Annotated in this window: 21 protein-coding genes and 1 pseudogene; 14 read left to right on the top strand and 8 right to left on the bottom strand. The window is 60.1% G+C overall.

Annotation, left to right across the window (positions count from 1 at the left end):
- Positions 1 to 2: 2 nt before the first annotated feature.
- The 3 genes and pseudogenes from DXK50_RS11835 to DXK50_RS25505 form a co-directional block, all read right to left on the bottom strand.
- A complete protein-coding gene (locus tag DXK50_RS11835; RefSeq protein ID WP_212630461.1) occupies positions 3 to 1,445 on the bottom strand; it encodes a cytochrome ubiquinol oxidase subunit I in 1,443 nt (480 codons plus the stop codon).
- Positions 1,446 to 1,819: 374 nt separating this feature from the next.
- Positions 1,820 to 3,097, bottom strand: coding sequence for an acetyl-CoA C-acetyltransferase (locus DXK50_RS11830; RefSeq protein ID WP_212630460.1), 1,278 nt, complete (start codon positions 3,095 to 3,097; stop codon positions 1,820 to 1,822).
- 137 nt (positions 3,098 to 3,234) lie between these two features.
- Positions 3,235 to 3,282: pseudogene (locus DXK50_RS25505) on the bottom strand (ribbon-helix-helix protein, CopG family); the annotation flags it as partial.
- A 119-nt stretch (positions 3,283 to 3,401) separates the two neighbouring features.
- Between DXK50_RS25505 and DXK50_RS11820 the strand changes: the two are divergent.
- Positions 3,402 to 4,757 carry a 3-oxoacyl-ACP reductase gene (locus DXK50_RS11820; protein WP_212630459.1) on the top strand — a complete coding sequence of 452 codons (1,356 nt, stop codon included), beginning with the start codon at positions 3,402 to 3,404 and terminating at the stop codon, positions 4,755 to 4,757.
- 162 nt (positions 4,758 to 4,919) lie between these two features.
- On the opposite strand, the gene DXK50_RS11815 is transcribed toward DXK50_RS11820, so the two are convergent.
- Complete coding sequence (locus tag DXK50_RS11815; protein ID WP_212630458.1) at positions 4,920 to 5,912, bottom strand: AraC family transcriptional regulator; 993 nt, start codon at positions 5,910 to 5,912, stop codon at positions 4,920 to 4,922.
- Positions 5,913 to 6,101: 189 nt separating this feature from the next.
- Here DXK50_RS11815 and DXK50_RS11810 point away from each other — a divergent pair, with 189 nt between their 5' ends.
- The 6 genes from DXK50_RS11810 (at position 6,102) to DXK50_RS11785 (ending at position 9,883) form a co-directional block, all read left to right on the top strand.
- Positions 6,102 to 6,959, top strand: coding sequence for a MaoC family dehydratase (locus DXK50_RS11810; RefSeq protein ID WP_212630457.1), 858 nt, complete (start codon positions 6,102 to 6,104; stop codon positions 6,957 to 6,959).
- Positions 6,960 to 7,101: 142 nt separating this feature from the next.
- Positions 7,102 to 7,407: a nucleotide pyrophosphohydrolase gene (locus tag DXK50_RS11805; protein ID WP_024306867.1), complete on the top strand. Its 306-nt coding sequence runs from the start codon at positions 7,102 to 7,104 to the stop codon at positions 7,405 to 7,407.
- Complete coding sequence (locus tag DXK50_RS11800; protein WP_212630456.1) at positions 7,404 to 8,153, top strand: methyltransferase domain-containing protein; 750 nt, start codon at positions 7,404 to 7,406, stop codon at positions 8,151 to 8,153. The genes DXK50_RS11805 and DXK50_RS11800 overlap by 4 nt, the downstream gene beginning before the upstream one ends.
- A gap of 75 nt (positions 8,154 to 8,228) precedes the next feature.
- Entirely contained in the window at positions 8,229 to 8,807 is a 579-nt protein-coding gene (locus DXK50_RS11795) for a DUF4136 domain-containing protein (RefSeq protein ID WP_212630455.1), read from the top strand.
- Between the two features lie 21 nt (positions 8,808 to 8,828).
- Complete coding sequence (locus DXK50_RS11790; RefSeq protein ID WP_212630454.1) at positions 8,829 to 9,383, top strand: DUF4136 domain-containing protein; 555 nt, start codon at positions 8,829 to 8,831, stop codon at positions 9,381 to 9,383.
- A 17-nt stretch (positions 9,384 to 9,400) separates the two neighbouring features.
- Complete coding sequence (locus DXK50_RS11785; protein WP_212630453.1) at positions 9,401 to 9,883, top strand: GNAT family N-acetyltransferase; 483 nt, start codon at positions 9,401 to 9,403, stop codon at positions 9,881 to 9,883.
- 557 nt (positions 9,884 to 10,440) lie between these two features.
- Here the strand turns inward: DXK50_RS11785 and DXK50_RS11780 are convergent.
- The 4 genes from DXK50_RS11780 to DXK50_RS11765 all read right to left on the bottom strand — a co-directional run bounded on the left by DXK50_RS11780 (position 10,441) and on the right by DXK50_RS11765 (position 16,162).
- Positions 10,441 to 10,833, bottom strand: a complete 393-nt coding sequence (locus tag DXK50_RS11780; protein ID WP_212630452.1) for an Imm50 family immunity protein — start codon at positions 10,831 to 10,833, stop codon at positions 10,441 to 10,443.
- A 7-nt stretch (positions 10,834 to 10,840) separates the two neighbouring features.
- On the bottom strand, positions 10,841 to 13,654 hold the full coding sequence (locus DXK50_RS11775) for an HNH/endonuclease VII fold putative polymorphic toxin (protein ID WP_461818877.1): 2,814 nt from the start codon (positions 13,652 to 13,654) through the stop codon (positions 10,841 to 10,843).
- A gap of 13 nt (positions 13,655 to 13,667) precedes the next feature.
- The gene (locus DXK50_RS11770; protein ID WP_212630450.1) at positions 13,668 to 15,188 is read right to left on the bottom strand and encodes a DUF6531 domain-containing protein; all 1,521 of its coding nucleotides are present in this window, start codon (positions 15,186 to 15,188) and stop codon (positions 13,668 to 13,670) included.
- A gap of 713 nt (positions 15,189 to 15,901) precedes the next feature.
- Positions 15,902 to 16,162: a hypothetical protein gene (locus DXK50_RS11765; RefSeq protein WP_021489695.1), complete on the bottom strand. Its 261-nt coding sequence runs from the start codon at positions 16,160 to 16,162 to the stop codon at positions 15,902 to 15,904.
- A gap of 147 nt (positions 16,163 to 16,309) precedes the next feature.
- On the opposite strand from DXK50_RS11765, the gene DXK50_RS11760 reads away from it, so the two are divergent.
- From DXK50_RS11760 to DXK50_RS11730, 7 genes are all read left to right on the top strand, one after another.
- On the top strand, positions 16,310 to 16,528 hold the full coding sequence (locus DXK50_RS11760) for a MerR family transcriptional regulator (RefSeq protein ID WP_003245701.1): 219 nt from the start codon (positions 16,310 to 16,312) through the stop codon (positions 16,526 to 16,528).
- A 39-nt stretch (positions 16,529 to 16,567) separates the two neighbouring features.
- Positions 16,568 to 16,846 carry a lysogeny maintenance protein PflM gene (pflM, locus tag DXK50_RS11755; protein ID WP_212630449.1) on the top strand — a complete coding sequence of 93 codons (279 nt, stop codon included), beginning with the start codon at positions 16,568 to 16,570 and terminating at the stop codon, positions 16,844 to 16,846.
- Positions 16,847 to 16,856: 10 nt separating this feature from the next.
- The gene (locus DXK50_RS11750) at positions 16,857 to 17,168 is read left to right on the top strand and encodes a hypothetical protein (protein WP_212630448.1); all 312 of its coding nucleotides are present in this window, start codon (positions 16,857 to 16,859) and stop codon (positions 17,166 to 17,168) included.
- A gap of 253 nt (positions 17,169 to 17,421) precedes the next feature.
- On the top strand, positions 17,422 to 17,790 hold the full coding sequence (locus tag DXK50_RS11745) for a hypothetical protein (protein ID WP_212630447.1): 369 nt from the start codon (positions 17,422 to 17,424) through the stop codon (positions 17,788 to 17,790).
- A 15-nt stretch (positions 17,791 to 17,805) separates the two neighbouring features.
- The gene (locus DXK50_RS11740) at positions 17,806 to 17,985 is read left to right on the top strand and encodes a hypothetical protein (RefSeq protein ID WP_212630446.1); all 180 of its coding nucleotides are present in this window, start codon (positions 17,806 to 17,808) and stop codon (positions 17,983 to 17,985) included.
- Positions 17,986 to 17,994: 9 nt separating this feature from the next.
- Entirely contained in the window at positions 17,995 to 18,198 is a 204-nt protein-coding gene (locus tag DXK50_RS11735) for a hypothetical protein (protein WP_012018527.1), read from the top strand.
- Between the two features lie 10 nt (positions 18,199 to 18,208).
- On the top strand, positions 18,209 to 18,414 hold a 206-nt coding region (locus DXK50_RS11730), incomplete at its 3' end, for a major capsid protein (protein WP_212630445.1).

The raw sequence follows: 18,414 nt of genomic DNA, 5'->3' as shown, positions 1-18,414 counted from the left end.
GTTCAACTCCTTTCCGGCAGCGTGTCGGACTCACCGTCTTGCGTACCCTCATCCGCAGCCGACAACGGCCGCGCCGGAGTACGAGACTTGCCCGGCCCGCCTTCTTGAGGGGTTTCATCCCCCTCGTCGATCTGCGGTCCCTTGCGCACCAGGCGCATCACGTAGCTGATGCCGGCGCCGAACAGGGCGAAATAGACCACCACGAACAGTGCGAGAGTAAAGCCCAGTTGGGTCGCGCTATGACCGGAGGAGGCGTCGGCGGTACGCATCAGGCCATGCACGACCCACGGCTGACGGCCGATCTCGGTGGTGTACCAGCCAGCGAGAATGGCAATCACACCGCTCGGCCCCATCCACACTGCCAGGTGCAGGAACGGACGGCAGGTGTACAGCCGATCACCACGACGCAGCCAGGTGCCCCACAGGCCGGTCAGGATCATCATCAGGCCCATGGCGACCATGATGCGGAAGGTCCAGAAGACGATAGTGGAGTTAGCGCGGTCCTCGGGCGGGAAGTCCTTGAGCGCCGGCACCTGCTGGTCCAGGCTGTGGGTCAGGATCAGGCTGCCGAGCGCAGGAATCTCCACTTTGAAGCGGGTTTCCTCACGCTCCATGTCCGGCCAGCCGAACAGGATCAGCGGGGTCGGCTCGTCACCGACGTTCTCCCAGTGCCCCTCGATGGCGGCGATCTTGGCCGGCTGGTACTTGAGAGTGTTGAGGCCATGCAGGTCACCGATGAACGCCTGCACCGGTGCCACCAGCAATGCCATCCACAGCGCCATCGACAGCATCTTGCGGATCGCGGGGTTGTCACGGCCACGCAGCAGATGCCAGGCCGCAGAGGCGCCGACGAAAAAGGCGGTAGCGAGGAAGGCCGCGGTGGCCATGTGTGCCAGGCGATAGGGGAACGAGGGGTTGAAGATCACCGCGAACCAGTCCACCGGGATCACCCGACCGTCGACGATCTCGAAGCCCTGCGGGGTGTGCATCCAGCTGTTGGAAGCAAGAATCCAGAAGGTGGAGATCAGCGTGCCGATGGCCACCATCACCGTGGAGAAGAAATGCAGGCCCGGCCCGACACGGTTCCAGCCGAACAGCATGACGCCGAGGAAGCCGGCCTCGAGGAAGAAGGCGGTCAGCACCTCGTAGGTCAGGAGCGGCCCGGTGATCGCTCCGGCGAAATCGGAGAACGCACTCCAGTTGGTGCCGAACTGATAGGCCATGACCAGGCCGGAAACCACCCCCATGCCGAAGTTGACTGCGAAGATTTTCGACCAGAAATGGTAGAGATCGCGGTACAGCGTATTGCTGGTCTTCAGCCACAGCCCCTCGAGCACCGCCAGGTAGCTGGCCAAACCAATGGTGATGGCCGGGAAGACGATGTGGAAGGAAATGGTGAAGGCAAACTGGACTCGGGCGAGATCAAGCGCCTCTAGACCGAACATGACACATCCTCATTCAGGGTTATTTCGGCCCCAGCACGCAAAGCCGATCCATAGACTCCAGGTCTTGGAGTCAAACGAGCTGAAATTGTTCTTATTGAAGTGAAGTGCAGCCGAGTGGCTGCCAGACAAAGCGCGAAAATGGCGCATTGATCTGGATCAATGCGCACTAAAAGACTAGCCGCTAAAGGCATGACGGGCGCTGTGGTGATTTGCCGCGCGACAGGCTACCGCAGCGTGGCATGGTGTCGCGCGCGCATCGCTGGCAGGGACAAATGCAGGGCAAAAAAAGGGCGGCCACGCAGTACACGGGCCACCCGAATCACGGAGTTGCTTACATCGAGTGATCGCGATGACTTGCAATCACCCGTATTGGATTACCGTTCGAGGATTGCGGTCACACCCTGGCCACCCGCGGCGCAGATGGAAATCAGACCGCGCCCCTCTCCAGCCACCGAAAGCAGCTTGGCCAGGTTGGCGACGATGCGCCCGCCGGTAGCCGCGAACGGGTGACCGGCGGCCAGCGAACTGCCCTTGACGTTCATCTTGCTGCGATCGATGGAACCCAGCGGCGCGGCCAGGCCCAGGCGCTCCCTGCAGTAGTCGACGTCTTCCCAGGCCTTGAGGGTGCACAGCACCTGGGCCGCGAAGGCTTCGTGAATCTCGTAGTAGTCGAAGTCCTGCAGGCTCAGGCCGTTGCGCGCCAGCAGACGCGGCACTGCGTAGACCGGCGCCATCAGCAAACCTTCCTTGCCCTGGACGAAATCCACCGCCGCCGCCTCGCCATCGCGCAGGTAGGCCAGCACCGGCAAGCCGCGGGCCTGGGCCCATTCCTCGCTGGCCAGCAGCACCACCGAGGCGCCATCGGTCAATGGCGTGGAGTTGGCCGGGGTCAGGGTGCCGCGCGGGCCGCGCTCGAAGCAGGGCTTGAGGGTGGCGAGCTTCTCCGCACTGATGTCCGGGCGCAGGTTTTGATCGCGGGTCAGGCCGAGAAAGGGCGTCATCAGATCGTCGTGCCAACCCTCGGCATAGGCCGCCGCCAGCTTCTGGTGGCTGGCCAGTGCCAGCTGATCCTGCTCGTCGCGCGGGATGGCCCAACGCTGCGCCATCAGCTCGCAATGCTCGCCCATCGACAGCCCGGTGCGCGGCTCGCCATTGCGCGGAATGTGCGGCGCCAGGTGGCGCGGGCGAATCTTCAGCAGGCTCTTGATCTTGTCGCCGGTACTCTTGCCGCGGTTAGCCTCCAGCAGAATCTGCCGCAGCCCCTCGTTGACCCCGATGGGCGCATCCGAGGTGGTGTCCACGCCGCCGGCGATACCGCAGTCGATCTGTCCGAGGGCGATCTTGTTGGCCACCAGAATCGCTGCTTCGAGGCCGGTGCCGCAGGCCTGCTGCAGGTCGTAGGCCGGGGTTTCCGGCGCCAGACGCGAGCCGAGCACGCATTCGCGGGTCAGGTTGAAATCTCGCGAATGCTTGAGCACAGCACCGGCCACCACCTCGCCGAGGCGCTCGCCATGCAGGTTGAAGCGTTCCACCAGGCCTTCGAGGGCGCTGGTCAACATCTGCTGATTGCTCGCCTTGGCGTAGACGGTGTTGGAACGGGCGAACGGAATACGGTTGCCGCCTACGATGGCGACCCGGCGCAACTGGGCCATGAGGACTCCTTGCTGGTCGAAGAGGTGAATGAAATCAGGCATACACTTTAGCCTGCCGGCCACACAGGCAGGGCAATCGCATGACCGGAACACCAATGTGGCTGAGGAAATACCTGTGACACCTTGTAGGAGCGAATTCATTCGCGAATGAATTCGCTCCTAGATCTTTTGGTCCAACAGGCTAAACCTCAGGCACGCACGAACATTGGCCGCCTCGCCGGCGCGTGAGGCAACAGAGTCAATTGCGCTTTGCCTGTCGCCGCGTACAGTGACACCACTTCCGATTCGCCCGCAGGAGCCCTTCATGTCCGATCGTTACCTCGCCTTCGCCAACTCCCCCACTGGCCGACGCCTGGTCGGCGCCCTCGGTCTGCCGGCGCCGGTGCGCCTGGAACGCTGGATGGCCGGTCGGGTGCGACCGGTGGATGGCGCCCTGTTGCTGGGCGGCGAAGGCGACCTGCTCAAGGCCGTACTGCCCTTCGCCAACAAGCTCACCGATCAGCTGTTCGCCGCGCGCGACGGCCAGCTGGAGCTGCCGCGCTGGACCGCCGAGCACGGCCCGAAACTCAAGGCGCTGGTATTCGACGCCAGCCACCTGACCCGCTTCGAGCAACTGATCGAGCTGCGCGACTTCTTCCAGCCCACCTTCAAGGGCCTGGCCAACAGCCCGCGCGTGGTGGTGCTGGGCCGCGCCCCCGAGTCGCTCAAGGACCCCATAGCCGCCAGCGTGCAACGTTCGCTGGAAGGCTTCACCCGCTCGCTGGGCAAGGAAATTCGTCGCGGCGGTAGCGTGCAGCTGCTGTATGTCGGCAAGGGTGGCGATCAGCAGCTGGAAGGTGCGCTGCGCTTCTTCCTCTCGCCGAAAAGCGCCTATGTCTCAGGCCAGGTGCTGCGCCTCGGCGCCTGCGCCGAACAGGTCAGGGACTGGACGCGCCCGCTGGCCGGCAAGAAGGCCCTGGTCACCGGGGCTTCGCGCGGCATCGGCGCGTCCATCGCCGAGGTGCTCGCTCGTGACGGCGCCGAGGTGGTGCTGCTCGATGTGCCACAGGCGGCCGATGCGCTGCAGGCGTTGGCCGCGCGCCTGGGTGGGCAGGCGGTGACCCTGGACATCTGCGCCGAGGACGCGCCGCAGCGCCTGGTCGAGGCGCTACCCGAGGGCCTGGATATCGTCGTGCACAACGCCGGCATCACCCGCGACAAGACCCTGGCGAAGATGAGCGATGCCTTCTGGAACTCGGTGATCGACGTCAACCTCAAGGCCCCGCAGGTGCTGACCCAGGCACTGCTGGACGCCGACAAGCTGCACGACAACGGCCGCGTGGTGCTGATCGCCTCGATCAGCGGCATCGCCGGCAACATGGGCCAGACCAACTACGCAGTGAGCAAGGCCGGCGTGATCGGCCTGGCCCAGGCCTGGGCGCCGGCGCTGAGCAAGAAGGGCATCAGCATCAATGCCGTGGCGCCGGGGTTCATCGAAACGCAGATGACTGCGGCCATTCCGCTGGGCATCCGCGAAGCCGGGCGACGGATGAATTCGATGAGTCAGGGTGGCCTGCCGCAGGATGTCGCCGAGGCCGTGGCCTGGTTCGCCCAGCCCGGTTCGGGCGCGGTGACCGCGCAGGTGCTGCGCGTGTGTGGGCAGAGTTTGTTGGGGGCTTGAGGCTGTTGCGGTGGTGGGCTGAAGCGGATCGCCGCCCGGCCCACCCTACGGTTGCCGAAGCGAATCGCCGCCCGGCCCACCTACGGTCACAAGCGGGTGACTCTGTGTGGGAGGCGCTTCAGCGGCGACAGTCGCGGCTCAAGCCCCTCCCACAGGATGGCATCACGCCTTGCCGCGCTTGCGAAACTCCACCGGCGTTTCGCCGACCCAGCGCTTGAACGCGCGGTAGAAGGTGCTCGGTTCGGAAAAGCCGGTGCGCTCGACTATCACTTCGATACGCTCGTCAGTCTTGAGCAGCAGCTCCTTGGCCAGGCGGCAGCGGTAGTCGGTGATCAGGTCGTTGAAGCGCACGCCGGCCATTGCCAGGCGCTCACGCAGACGCCGCGCCGGCATGTTCAGGCGGCCGGCCACCTGCTCCAGCGTCGCGCCGCCGTCGACCAGCAGCTCGGCGATCAGCTCGCGCACCTGACGCACCAGATCCAGTCTTTCCACTTCCGCCAATTGCCGCCGGGCCAGCGACTCATGCATGCGCAGCAGCTCCGGGGCTGCATGGCGCGAGGGTTTGTCCAGCACCGCCGCGTCGAACAGCAGTGCGCAGTCCTCGGCGCCCAGGCGCACCGGGCAACCATAGACGGCTTGGTAGCGCTCGGCGGGCGCGCCCTCGGCATGCATGAAGCGCACCTCACGCGGGCGGAAGTCATTTTCGGTCAAGGCGGCGAACAGCCGGATCACCGCACCGGCGAGCATCTCCGGGAAATGTCGCGGTGTATCGGCCTCCACGCCCAGAGTCAGCACGGCCATTTCGCCATCCACTACCAGACGTGCGCTGAGGGTGTCGGAGAGCAGGCGCACGTAGCGCAGGGCATGGCGCAGCCCGGCGCCAAAGGTTTCGCTGGAGAGAAACAGATATTCGAGCAGCAGGCCATGAAATGCCGGCAGGTGCTGGGCCAGGTAAAGGCCGACATGTTCCTCGCCGCACTCGTCACTGGCAGCCTTCCAGAACGCCGCCTGGGCAGCATGGGGGAAACGGCCGGCCGGCAGCCCGCCGGGCGGCAGGCCGACCCGCACCAGTACGCGGTCAGGGTCGGTTCCGCTGGCGCGCAGGGCATCGATTACCGGGCGCATCAGCGCCACATCGTCGGTCAGATCACGCATGATTCCTGCTGTTCTTCTTATTTGTGAGCATTATTCGTGAACCGCGCCATCTTAGGGGCTGCGGGCCACGCCGCGCAAACAGCGCAGCAGACCGATTGACTGCCCAGCGCAGACCCGAGGCAGAACAGCCAATGCCAGCGCTGGTCTGAGGGTTAAGCTGCTGCCATCCATTCGCCAAGGAGCTCGCCAATGGCCATCGACTGGCTCGATCTCGATACCCCACCGGCCCTGCCCGGTCTGTTCATGCGTGCCGCGCTGCAGCGCAAGGTGACAGGCCGTCAACTGCCCGACCTTGGCCTGCGCTGCCGAGTGGACGTGGCCCCGAAGCACCTGGTGCGCTATCGCCAGGTATGCGGCCTTGCCGAGAGCGCCTATCTGCCGCCGGTCTATCCGCATATCCTCGCCTTTCCATTGCAAATGCAACTGCTCACCGACCGCCGCTTCCCCTTCCCGCTGCTGGGGCTGGTGCACCTGGAGAATCGCATCCGCGTGCTACGCCCGCTGGGCGGGCTGGGACCATTCCAGGTCAGCGTGCAGGTGCGCGATCTGCAGCCGCACGACAAGGGCGCCACCTTCAGCCTGATCACCCGCCTGGAGGACCAGCTCGGCCTGCTGTGGGAGGGCGATAGCCGCATTCTCTGCCGTGCCCTGCGTCTCGACGGACAGCCGCAGCCACACCCCGAGCACGAACCTTTGCCGCTGGCGCCGCTGGCCGACTGGGCCGCACCCGCCGATACCGGCCGGCGTTACGCCCGCGTGGCGGGCGACTACAACCCGATCCACCTGCATGCGCTGACGGCGCGACTGTTCGGCTTCCCCCGCGCCATCGCCCACGGCCTGTGGAACAAGGCGCGCAGCCTGGGCGCGCTGCAGGCTCACCTGCCACTGGCCGACTATGAGGTGCAGGTGCGCTTCCAGAAACCGGTGCTGCTGCCCACCCACCTTGCCCTGCAGGCCAGCGAGCCGGCTGCAAGCGGCCAGTTCCGTCTGATCGGCGAAAACGACACACCGCATATGACCGGGAGCTGGCAGCCGCTGTCTGCCTGACGTAGCCCGGATGCAATCCGGGGGGCGCGTGTCGAGAATATCCCCCCGGATTGCATCCGGGCTACGGGCCATGCGCGCCCACCAACGACTTGCGGTCGCCCTCGTTCGGGCCGAAGCTATGCGGCTCGAAAGGAGCCGCACCATGAACATCGCTGCACTCACCGCGCGCATGCACGCCATTCGCGATCACAACGACTGGCGTCGTTACCAGAGCCCGAAAAACCTGGCCATGGCCGCCAGCGTGGAAATGGCCGAGCTGGTGGAAATCTTCCAGTGGCTGAGCGAGGAACAGTCCCGCCAACTGCCCCCGGAGCAGCTTGCCCATGCCGGGCAGGAAGTGGCCGACGTGGTGCTCTATCTGCTGCAACTGTGCAGCGAGCTGGGTCTCGACATGAACCAGGTGGTGCTCGACAAGCTCGCCGACAACGAACGGCGCTTTCTCAAATGAGCGACCGCCACTTCGACGAACTCGCCACCCGCTTCGCCGAGAAGATCTACGGCGGCGCCAAGGGTGCCATCCGCCTCGCCGTGCTGCAGGCCGACCTGGCCGAAGCGCTGCCGGACCGCCCGTTGCGCGTGCTGGATGTCGGTGCAGGGCTTGGCCACATGAGCCTGTGGCTGGCCCAGCGCGGCCATCAGGTCACCCTGGCCGAACCTGCCGAACCCATGCTCAGCGGGGCACGCCAGCGCTTCGCCGAAGCCGGGCAGAGCGCCACCTTCATCCAGGCGCCCTGGCAGGAGCTGCTCGGCCAGCTGCAGCAGCCCTTCGATCTGGTGCTGTGCCATGCCGTGCTGGAATGGCTGGCCGAACCGGCGGCCATCCTGCCGGTGCTGCATCAGCTGACGGCCAGGGACGGCTGGCTGTCGCTGGCCTTCTACAACAAGGACGCGTTGATCTACCGCAACCTGCTCAAGGGGCACTTCCGCAAGCTGCGCAAGCAACGCTTCGCCGGCGAGGGCCAGAGCCTGACCCCACAGCGCCCGCTCGACCCAAGGGAGCTGGATACGCAACTCGGCGAGTACTGGCAGGTCGAAAGCCGTAGCGGCGTGCGCGTATTCCACGACTACATGCCGCAGGAATTCCAGACCAAGGCCGAGCTGGTCGACCTGCTGGAAATGGAGCTGGCCCATCGCCGCCACCCGACTTTCGCCGGCCTGGGCCGCTACCTGCACTGGATCTGCCGGCCCCTCTGAGCGCGTTGGACGAAGCCGGCAGCCCGGCGTAGCCTGAAGCCATCGGGGATGTCGCGCGCGACCACGGAGACGACCATGCGCACCGCCATAGCCATACTCATCCTGCCGCTGCTGGCTGCCTGCCAGAGCCAGAACCCCTACCAGGCCGAGTCGCTGCCGATGCCGCCGGCGCCGCCCGAAGCGGCCACCACATTCGACCGCAGCGCCTACCCGGCCGCGCCGCGCGATTACGGACGCTACCGCAGCTGGAGCTGGCTGGACGGCCGTACGCCCAGCAATGAACTGGCTGACAGCGTCAGTGCCGGCCTCGATCAATACGGCCTGCGCCCGTCGCTCAAGGGTCCCGGCGACCTGCTGGTCCGCGCCTACATCAGCCAGGAAACCCGTCTGCGTCAGTATCAGGACAACGTCGGTGGCTACTACGGCACCGGCAGCCACTGGGATCGCCGCTACGGCGCCTATGGTGGCGTGCCCATCGTACGCACCTACGAGCAGAAGGTAGCCGTGGTGCGCATCGAACTGATCGACCCACGCGACCGCCAGGTAGTCTGGTCCGGTAGCGGTGAGGCCGTGGCCGGCAAGGACCAGGCGGCACAGGCCGAGGCCATGCGCGCGGCCATCCGCGCCGCACTGGACGGCTATCCTCCTTATTGATCGACTGCGCTGGAGAACGACATGCGTACCCTGCCCTACCTGCTTCTCGCCTTGCTGCTGAGTGGTTGCGCCAGCGTCAGCCTGGAGCGCGACTTCGACCCCGGTCGCGACTTCGCGGCCTACCGCACCTGGAGCTGGATGGACGACAAGCTCGCCTACCAACCCGATGATGCCCGCCTGAAAAGCGATATCACCGAAGCCCGCATCAGCCAGGCCGTGGCCGAACAACTCGACCAGCGCGGCCTGCGCCAGGCAGCCGATGGCAAGGGCGATCTCAAGGTGCAGAGCGTGCTGATCGTCGACGATCGTCAGGATCAGATCACCACCCAGTACGGCGGTGGCTGGGGCGGCTATTGGGGCGGTTACTGGGGAGGCCCGGCTTTCACCGAAACGCGCCGCGTGGACTACAAGGTCGCCACCCTGCAGATCGACCTGTACGACGCCAAGGACGGCAAGCTGGTGTGGCGCGGCAGCGGTGAACAGATCATGCGCAGCCAGCCGCCGACACCCGCCGAGCGCGAACGGGCGATCCGCGAAACCGTCACTCAGGTGCTCTCGCAGTACCCACCGCGCTGAACCAAGGACCGTCCGCTTTGAATGCGAACCTGCAACACCGCCCGGCCACGGCTGCCGACCTCGGCACCGTGGCCGGCTTTCCGCAGAACGTTGACGAACTGTTCTTCTGCTATCCCAAGGCCATCTGGCCGCTGGACGTCGGCCAGCTTGCCGCAGCCCTCGCCGAGCGCCGCGAAAGCACCGTGGTGGAACTCGGCGGCAAGGTCGCCGGCTTCGCCAATTTCTACCAATGGCAGCATGGCGAATTCTGCGCCCTGGGCAACCTGATGGTAGCGCCCTGGGCCCGCAGCCAGGGCGTGGCCCAGTACCTGGTGGAAGTGATGGAGAACCTCGCGCGCGAGCACTACGACGCGCCGCTGATGAAGGTGTCCTGCTTCAACGCCAACGCCGGCGGCCTGCTGCTTTACACCCGACTGGGCTACCGTACCGTCGGCATCGTCGAGCGTCGCGCGCCGGATGGCAGCCGTGTCGCCCTGGTACAGTTCGAGAAGAATCTGTAGCCAGGTCGTACCCCTGCGGATACGACTCAGGCGCCCGTTACGGCCAGGTGATTGGCGGAAGGCAGTGAGAGTCGAACCCGTTTTTACGGGTGCCCGTTGCTGCCCATTGCTGCCCAAAGCCAGCAAAATCGAGACTTTCGCCTCATACCTTCTGCCCATTGCGGCACTCTGTCGCCCGTTGATTTCGACACTTTTTCGACATAGATAATTCTGCGTCTCTGTAGGCGCTGCACCAACTTGAACGCTATGCCGGCTTCACCTCACACCTTGAACCGAAAAAGTCTGAACACCCTGCTGGTGAAATTGATACACCTGGGGCGGATGGATACTCAGCCTCGGCACCCTACGAAATGCCAAGCTTTCAAATATTGGTGCGAAACTATTCCTAGAGCATTAGAACTAGGAAATACGCCTTAATTGTACTAACAAGAAAACACCGGCGCGAGGCCGGTGTCAGAGGTGTTAAGTTCCGGCATAAAAAGCCGTGGCATATCCATTTAGATTATCTCTTAGCTAGATCATGCCTCCAACTCAAACCTGCGGGATTTTAGTGAATGCTACTCGTCACAGTATGCACTTATACCGTCAATTATCAGGTGGTCGGTAGCAATATCTATTTTCATAGTACCACTATCAGCACTTAGACGAATTACACCTTTCTCTTGGGTGATATTTAGATCAAGCATGCAATTTGACTGCAAACCACTAATTTGAAACTCACTAACGCCTACAGCTAGCAACCTCAATTGAACGCGATTGAACCCAGAGCTATCCCACTTCTTAGGTGGCTGCTTGGGAAACTCGCGGAGGTCAAACCTTAAAAGAACTCTTGGGCCATCACGCTGGATATCTATGCCATGCAGGTTGATACCTTCAAGTGAGGGTATATCCTGCCCATAAATAGCCTTAAGCGCTGTCGCATCGACAAGATTTTCAGTCCAAATTTCCATTTTTACCTCACCAAGAATAGTGATTTTGAGTCCCTGGGACAGAGCCAGTACGCGTGTTTTCTGGGGGACGCACATTAAAGTGAGGCCCCTGATCGCCAACACCTTTCTGTCCAAATTTATGGCCTGCTGAGTGATCTTGTATCACCACTTTTGTTCCGTCTGGCCGTGTATAAATGTATTCCCGAGTCATCACTGGCTTGCCATCCAAACCGAGAACCGACGTTCCGCCACGACTTGTCATAGGCACCTTTGTGACTGCATCAGGGTGTTGTGCTCTAGGAATCCCAAGATCTCTTTTTGCTGACGCAAGAGCACCACTCCGACCCAGCCCGGCTGGAACAGGGCAATACGCAAGCTCACCCTGCGGGCTAAGACCGCCCCTGATACCGCCCACAGGACCGAAACCTCCGGCCCCACTAGGGCTGCAGATCATGGCCTCAAACCCTGGAACACACGGAGGGGCAATGGTGCCGCCAAGTTTGGCCAGCCCCAGTGGGTCGATAAAGTTAACGGGGTTCCCTTCTACGTAACCGTAGGTATTGAGGCCACCATTTAGCCCAATCGGATCGCTTTCGACGTACCGCCCCGTCTCCGGGTCGTAATCGCGGAAGTAGTTGTAATGTAGCCCGCTTTCCTGATCGTAATACTGCCCCGGAAACCGCAGGTTGATGGCAAGACTTCCCGTTGTCTGCCCCACGCCAAAGGCATCGGACACCCATCTCCACACGGGTTGCTGGCTCTGATTGGTGGCCAATCGCGGCGTACCCAGATGATCGGTATGCAGGTAGAAGGGGGTACTCGAGGCAATACTGCCGTTGGCGGCATAGGCTACGGTGATACCAGCCACAGGCAGATTGTCCAGCCAGATGTAGAACTGGCTGCTTTGCCGTTGCCCGGCTGCGTTGAAGCGCCGTTCTTCCAGCAGTTGGCCGCTGGGGTCATACAAGAAGCTTGTGGTGCCGGCAGTAGTGATCTTGTGGGTGCGCTGCCCGAGGGCGTTGTAGCGGTACTCGGCAACCGTTGTGCCGCCTAGCTTTACCCGTGACAGTCGATTTTGCTGATCGTATTCCAGTTGTCGATCAGGGCGATCTTGCGTCAGATTACCGGCGGCATCACTGGTTACCGGCGTTCCCGCTAATGCTGCGAGTCGGTTGCTGTTAGCCGCATAGCCGAGTTGGTTGGTTGACCCCGTTTGTGGGCTGCCATTGACGATGGGCGTGGTCGTTTTGCTGATACGGTTCCCAACGGCGTCATAGGCGTAGTCCTGCTGCAGATCGGCACTCAGCTCGGAGGTGAGGCGATCCAATGCGTCATAGCTGTAGTTGAGATTGCCAAGTAAGGTGCTTTGCAGGCTCTCGATATTGCTGTTGGCATCGTAGTCGTAGGTGCTGGCCCAGGTAGCGACCTGCTGGTGGGTCAGGCGGTAGTCCTGATCGTAGGTTCTGGACAGGCTAAGGCCGTTGGCCCAGGTCAGGCTTTTCAGAGGACCGAAGGGTAGGTACTGAATCTGGCTCACGAGAGCCGTTGGGTTAAGGTCTCCCACTTGCAGCTGGATCTGGCCAACCTGTCCAGCGCTGTTGCGGGCATAGATGACGCTGAACCCCACGGGATAGTTGATCCGGGTGAGCTGATTGGCGCCGTCATATCCGTAGCTCACGCTGTCGTAGTGATCCGCCCCGGCAACGTCTATCGAGCGCAACTGTTCAGTGAGATTGCCGCGAGCGTCATAGTGATAGCCAGTTATGCCACTGGCATCCTGAATGGCCGTTAATCGCCCTTTGCCATAGTTGCCATCGGCTGTCATGTCGTAGTGGTACTGCACGTTCAAGGCAGGGTTGGCTGGGTACCGACGAGAGACCAGACGGTTCAGCGCATCATAGGTGTAGAGGGTCACTACGCCTCGGGCATCGGTCTTGCTGATGACGTTACCTGCTGCGTCATAGGTATAGGTGGTGGTGCCGCTGTCCGGGCTGATCAGTTTGGTTAGGTTACCCAGACCGTTGTATTCATAGCGCGTGGTGACACCACGCGGATCCTGTACCTGGGTCAGGTTGTTCCGCACGTCATAGGCCAGTTGAGTCACCCCGTTAAGCGGGTCGGTGCTCGATACCAGGCGATCAAGGGCATCGAAGCTGCTGGTCGTGCTGTGCTGCTTGGGTGTCCGATTCAAGGTCGGATTGTCATTGAGGTCGTAACCGTACTGCTGGGTCTGACCAGCTGCGCCGACGCTGCGCAGCAGACGCCCTAGCTCGTCGTAGGCCCAGGTCTGCAAGTGGGTGAGATTGTTGCTGGCATCGCTTAGCCGCTGGGCCGTGCGATTGCCCATGACGTCGTAGTCATACTCGACCGTTTCCCCGAGGTTATTGCTTACCGCTGTCAGGCGGCGCGCAGCACTCCAGGTGTATGCCAGCCAACTACCATCGCCCCGGATAACTTTGGTGATCTGGCCAATGGCATCGTGCTCAAAGCTGGTGGTGCTGCCGGCCGTTGTGACCGAGGCGAGCCAACCCTGCGGAGTGTAGGTTAGAGTGGTCTGTACACCATTAGCGTCGATCAGATTCTGTGGATTGCCATAGCTGTCGAAGTTGTACAGCTGACTCACATGACCAAGAGCATTGGTAACGGTCGTCAAGTTACCCAGGGAGTCGTAAGCGTAGGTGGTGACATCCTGCACATCAGTACGTGGCCCATTAACCGTCTCAATCAGGCCAAGACTGTTGTAGGTATATGTCCATGTGCTCGTAGCTGCATGTGCGCCTGAAATCATTGCCGAAGCAACCAAAGCAACAACTGAACTGGCAAAAAAACTAAAGATTTTCATAAAATCCATTTACTCAATAATTAATTTGCTTGCTAACAAGCTTACCATTCGAATTGTATCTGTAGATAGTAACGCCAGCCGAATCTCCGACTTGACTTGGCAAATAGAAATTGGAATGCCAGTGCGTCGTCGTCTTACGTTCCTGAGGCGTCCCTGCAGCCTCTGTCCGGATGTATTCACGCCCATTGGTATCATAGGTATAGAGCGTCACATTACCTTTGCCATCCACTTTTCTAACAACCAAACCTTTGGCATCGTATTCAAAAGTAGAGTTTGCACCCGCACAATGAGCCGAAGGCTCACCCACAATAGAGGTTATGCGCTTAACGCCCAATATCGTCTTAAATGTATAAGTCGTTTTCTTGCCAAGCCCGTTGGTCACAGTGGTCGAACCATCCGCGTTATAGCTGATGCTGACGTTATCCATGCCATCCGCATGCTCACTCGATATGGCGCGCTCCTGCTCATCGTAAGCCCAGGTTACATAACGGACACCGCGCGCGTCTGTAACTCCCGTGAGGAGTCTTGGACTACGTGCATCTTCGTAGTGATACTGCTCAACGAAGTCTCCTGAGACATTACTGCTCACCCCTGTAAGTTGACCATCCCTATACTGGTAGCTGAAGGTCTGCTCTGGGGTAAACAGCTGCACCACCTGCCCGTCAGGCGCCTGAGTAAATGAGATGCTCTTACCCTGCGCACTGGTCACCGTCACTCGATCTTCCTCGTAACTAAGCGTATAACTCACGCCATCAGCACTGAGGCCGCCCGTAAACTTACCAGTAGAATCAAAGAAGAGCTTTTGATTATCAAAATCGGTGTATATCCAAATATTGTCATTCCGCCTCAATATTCCAGCATCCAGCGTGAGCGACTTGGCAGTCGCCCAATACGTGTCATATGGAATCATCTTCCCGCTTGCCAAATACAAAGTAGCATTCTGGCTATCATATATATCCAGCCGATGAGAGTAGCTATGCCTCCATTTTTTATCGATAGAATTATAGACCCGATAAAAATTCGGAACTCCCACCCCTCCAACATAGTCAGTAGCTTGCTGAATTTTATTACCGTTCGTGAAATTTATGGGATTGCCTGTTAAAGACCCTGTCAGGTTACCTGATGCGCCCGGTAGACCACATGCGCTCGGCGGAGGTCCCTGCGTTGCCCCGACAATACATTTGGCCTCACGAACATCCCACGCCCCAGCAGTACATTCATTACCCCCCCGAAAGACACTATAATAATTCTTCATAGAGCCACGATCATAATCGACAAAAACCACACAATAAACATGCGTTCTTTGGGCTGACTCCAAACTCGCCCTAACCGAAACAGGAACCCCCCAAGCTTTTTGGTAATATATTTTTACATATAAGGATTTCTCACCGCATACGCCTCCTGGACTTGATCCAGTAATATCTCCAGGATGTACGCCATCCACGCCTGCAGTAAACCAATAATAGGGCTCAGAATACACAGCAGTGGAAACCAGAAAAAGAAATAAGACACGCAATAAAGACTTGTTATCCATCACATTACCACTCCTCAAGAAATTAAATGACTACAGCTCTACCGAACTGCATTACAGAATTTTAGATAAGTACTAAGAAACTCCAGATCTCCCATGGAACCAATAAATTTCATCACAATTATCGCGCCGGGATGCAAATAAGGGCTTTGGATGCTGTTTAGAGGATGGTTTTCTCAGCGTTGGCGCTTGCCAATCTCCGCACTTACTGCCAGAGCACTGGCTTGGCCAAATGACAGTATGTATGGTTCTTGTTTGGAGCTGTGAATACCACATCGACAGTTCTTTTCCATTGAACCAAGTGGATGCCACACCTGTGGAGCACGCATAATAAGTGCTTATAAAGCTCCCTATCGCCGGGCTGGGTATATGTTTTCGGCAACACTCTTCCGGCTGAGCTGAAAAAGAGATCAACGATATTGATACATAGAGGAATTTCCATTTCACTGTTTTTCCCTAAGAAGAGAATTTTACCTTTAGAACTTTAACATACTGAAGTTACATCTACTCGCCTAGCCAGCACAGTGATTTAAATGGTTAGCTATTGAAATCTTTCAGTTAATTTACAAGCTTATTTTTTTCCTAAAAGCTTGCCGCACAAGCTCTGCTTTATATCAACTTGACATCAAGCTTTTTGAGTTACAGTTTGGGCCAATGTCTCCTTCACTCCACTGTCCTTCGGGCATACCAGCGCCTAGCTACTTCCTGGGTGATCGCTATCCCGCGTCTTGATCGGTCAAGTTTCGGTTGGCCTCGTCGTATTCGGGGCTTGTCTGTCCTTTGTCCGGCATTACCTCGCCAGTCATCAGCCACCAGCGATAGCTAGGGTAGAGCTTGCCTAGCTGCTCGATTTCCTCTGCGGTGATCCTGGCTTTGCCCCTCCTGATCGTCTGCCACCTCACGTATTCCTTGCTGTTGACCGCTGCAAGGTCTTTGAGGCTCGTCATCTCAAGCAATTTAAGGGCTCTATCAAGCATTCAGCACTTCATTGGCAATCGCAATCGTATGGACTGTTGCCATACGACGCCTAGATATGGATACTATCCATATGGATTTATTCCATATGGATTTATTCCATATGGAATTTCAATATAGACCAACATAGTGCAACAAAGGCCACTCCGATGGAAGGAATCCCCCTGACGCTGAAAGATCTTGTGAACCCGCCGCCGATGATGCCGTGGCGCGAGTTCGCAAACTGGATTCGCATGAGTGAAGACCACGACACCGTTCGCGGCTGGATGCGCAACGGCTACCTGCCACACCTCAAGGTAGGCCGCCACGTAATGGTCAACGTCGCCCTGCTGACCAAGAAGCTTATGGAAGAGGAGTGGGTTGAATGATCAGCCAAGCCTCCGGCCTTCCAGGTGAGGGCATGACCTATGAACCTCTCCCGCTACCTACGCCAGCCGCATCCCGAGAACTGCGACTGCTCTGTCTGCTGGTCCCGTCGCGCGACGGTTCAGCCCGTAGCCTGCCCGTCCACACCATGCAGCCACTGCCGCCCCGTACACGTCTCCAGGGACTTATTGACCGGACGCTGGCAAGTGAAGCCGGCTTCCATCTGCGCGAAACACAAGCCACCGCGCCGACCGCCAGCGTTCTGGAGCGTTGCCTATCAAAGCTCCACCTCCGTACCAACGGACGAGTTTCCGTTCTAGGGGTGAGCGCATGACCGTCTCCTTCCACCTCGGCCGCTATCTGGTCGCCCTGCTCTGGCACTGGATCACCCCGTTCTTGTTCGGCGCCATCGCCGCCACGGTCGTGACCCTATTCGGTCTACAGGAAAGCGTCCAGAGCATCGGCAACGCCTTTGAAACCGCCATCGCCAACGTGGCCGAACAATGCACCTCCAGCGATCCGGCCAACGCCGCCAATCCTGAACAGGTCAAGGGCCGCGCTCCCGGCTTGTCCGAACACGCTCCACCGTTCGGACAAACGGAAGCACGGGCGGAGCGCACCCTTGAACACCCGCCACCCTAAATAGCCTCCGCTCGTGAGTGTGGGGCAGCTCCACCGCCCCGCGCTCCCGAGCCCTCGGCGGCAAGAGTGGGATGACAAGGGCAAAGCCCTTGGTGTTGAACCCAACCCGCTGCACCAGCGGCGCTAACTGAAAACCTCGGCAAGTCGAGAACCCCACCTGGGCAAAAACGCGAAGTTTGCCCGTGTGGACCCGCTCGGCCTGCTGAAAGGCAAACCCGCGCAATTAAGGCGCAACCAAGCGAGGAAACACAACATGGCACGCACCACTATGGAATTGGCATTCATCAGCGCTGAGCGCGTCCAGTTCGACAACGTAAAGCTCGTCAAACTGTTCTTCGGTGACGAACCCGATGGCGAAAAAGACCTCGGCGTTTCGCTCATGTCCATGAATGTTGCCGAAGACGTCTTGGACGAAGTGTGGGAGGCCTGCAAAGGCTTCGATGTGCTCGAAACCATCCGCGTAACCGCCGAAATCGAACGCGGCTCCAAGAACGCCGGCAAGTTCATCGTCCTGCACGTCGAGTCGGCCAAGCCCGCTCAGGCCGCCAAACCTGCCGCCCCGCAAGGCGCCCAACAACAAGCCAAGCCGACCGGCACCCAGCCGGACGCGGCCAAGGCCTGACGGGAGGGCGCCACTGTGCTGATCGTTGATCGCGTGCTGTGCGACTGCTGTGGGCAGCCCATGGGCCAGCTCTACAACCAGTCCGCCCCCCAGCCCGACCTGCTGCCCGATCTGAACAAGGCGCCCGACCTCGTGATCTGCCCCGACTGCATCGCCATGGCTGAGGTCGTCCGCGACCCCAGTCAGGCCGAGTAAGGGGGCGCCATGAATTTCATTGTGTGCGACGGCGTATGGGAGAGCGCAGGCCAAACCCCGGTTTGTGTCGGCACCCTCTCCACCGTCGCGCTCAGTGAAATCAGCCCGACCGGGCTAACCGCCGAGGATCACGCGCAGATCAGGGAACACGCCCTGGTGCTGTTCGCCATCGTCTTCGGCGCTCTCGTGCTGAAAAAGGCACTCAACCTGTAGGAGATACCCCATGCAAAACCTGAAAGTCCTGCGCCGCTCGCTCGGTGCTTCCGCCGCTGTTGGCCTGCTGGCCGTACAGCAAGCCCATGCAGCCCTGCCTGAAGGCGTCGAGACCGCCCTCAACGCAGCCAAAACCGATGGCGTCGAGGTCGCGGGCATCGTCCTCGGCGTGATCATCGCCATCGCTGCATTCAAGTTCATCCGCCGCGCGCTGTA

Origin of the sequence: Pseudomonas sp. KB-10, assembly GCF_018221585.1 — a bacterium.
Lineage (GTDB): Bacteria > Pseudomonadota > Gammaproteobacteria > Pseudomonadales > Pseudomonadaceae > Aquipseudomonas > Aquipseudomonas yangonensis.
The sequence above is the reverse complement of the archived record's forward strand: the minus strand, read 5'-3'. Positions and strand labels throughout refer to the sequence as shown.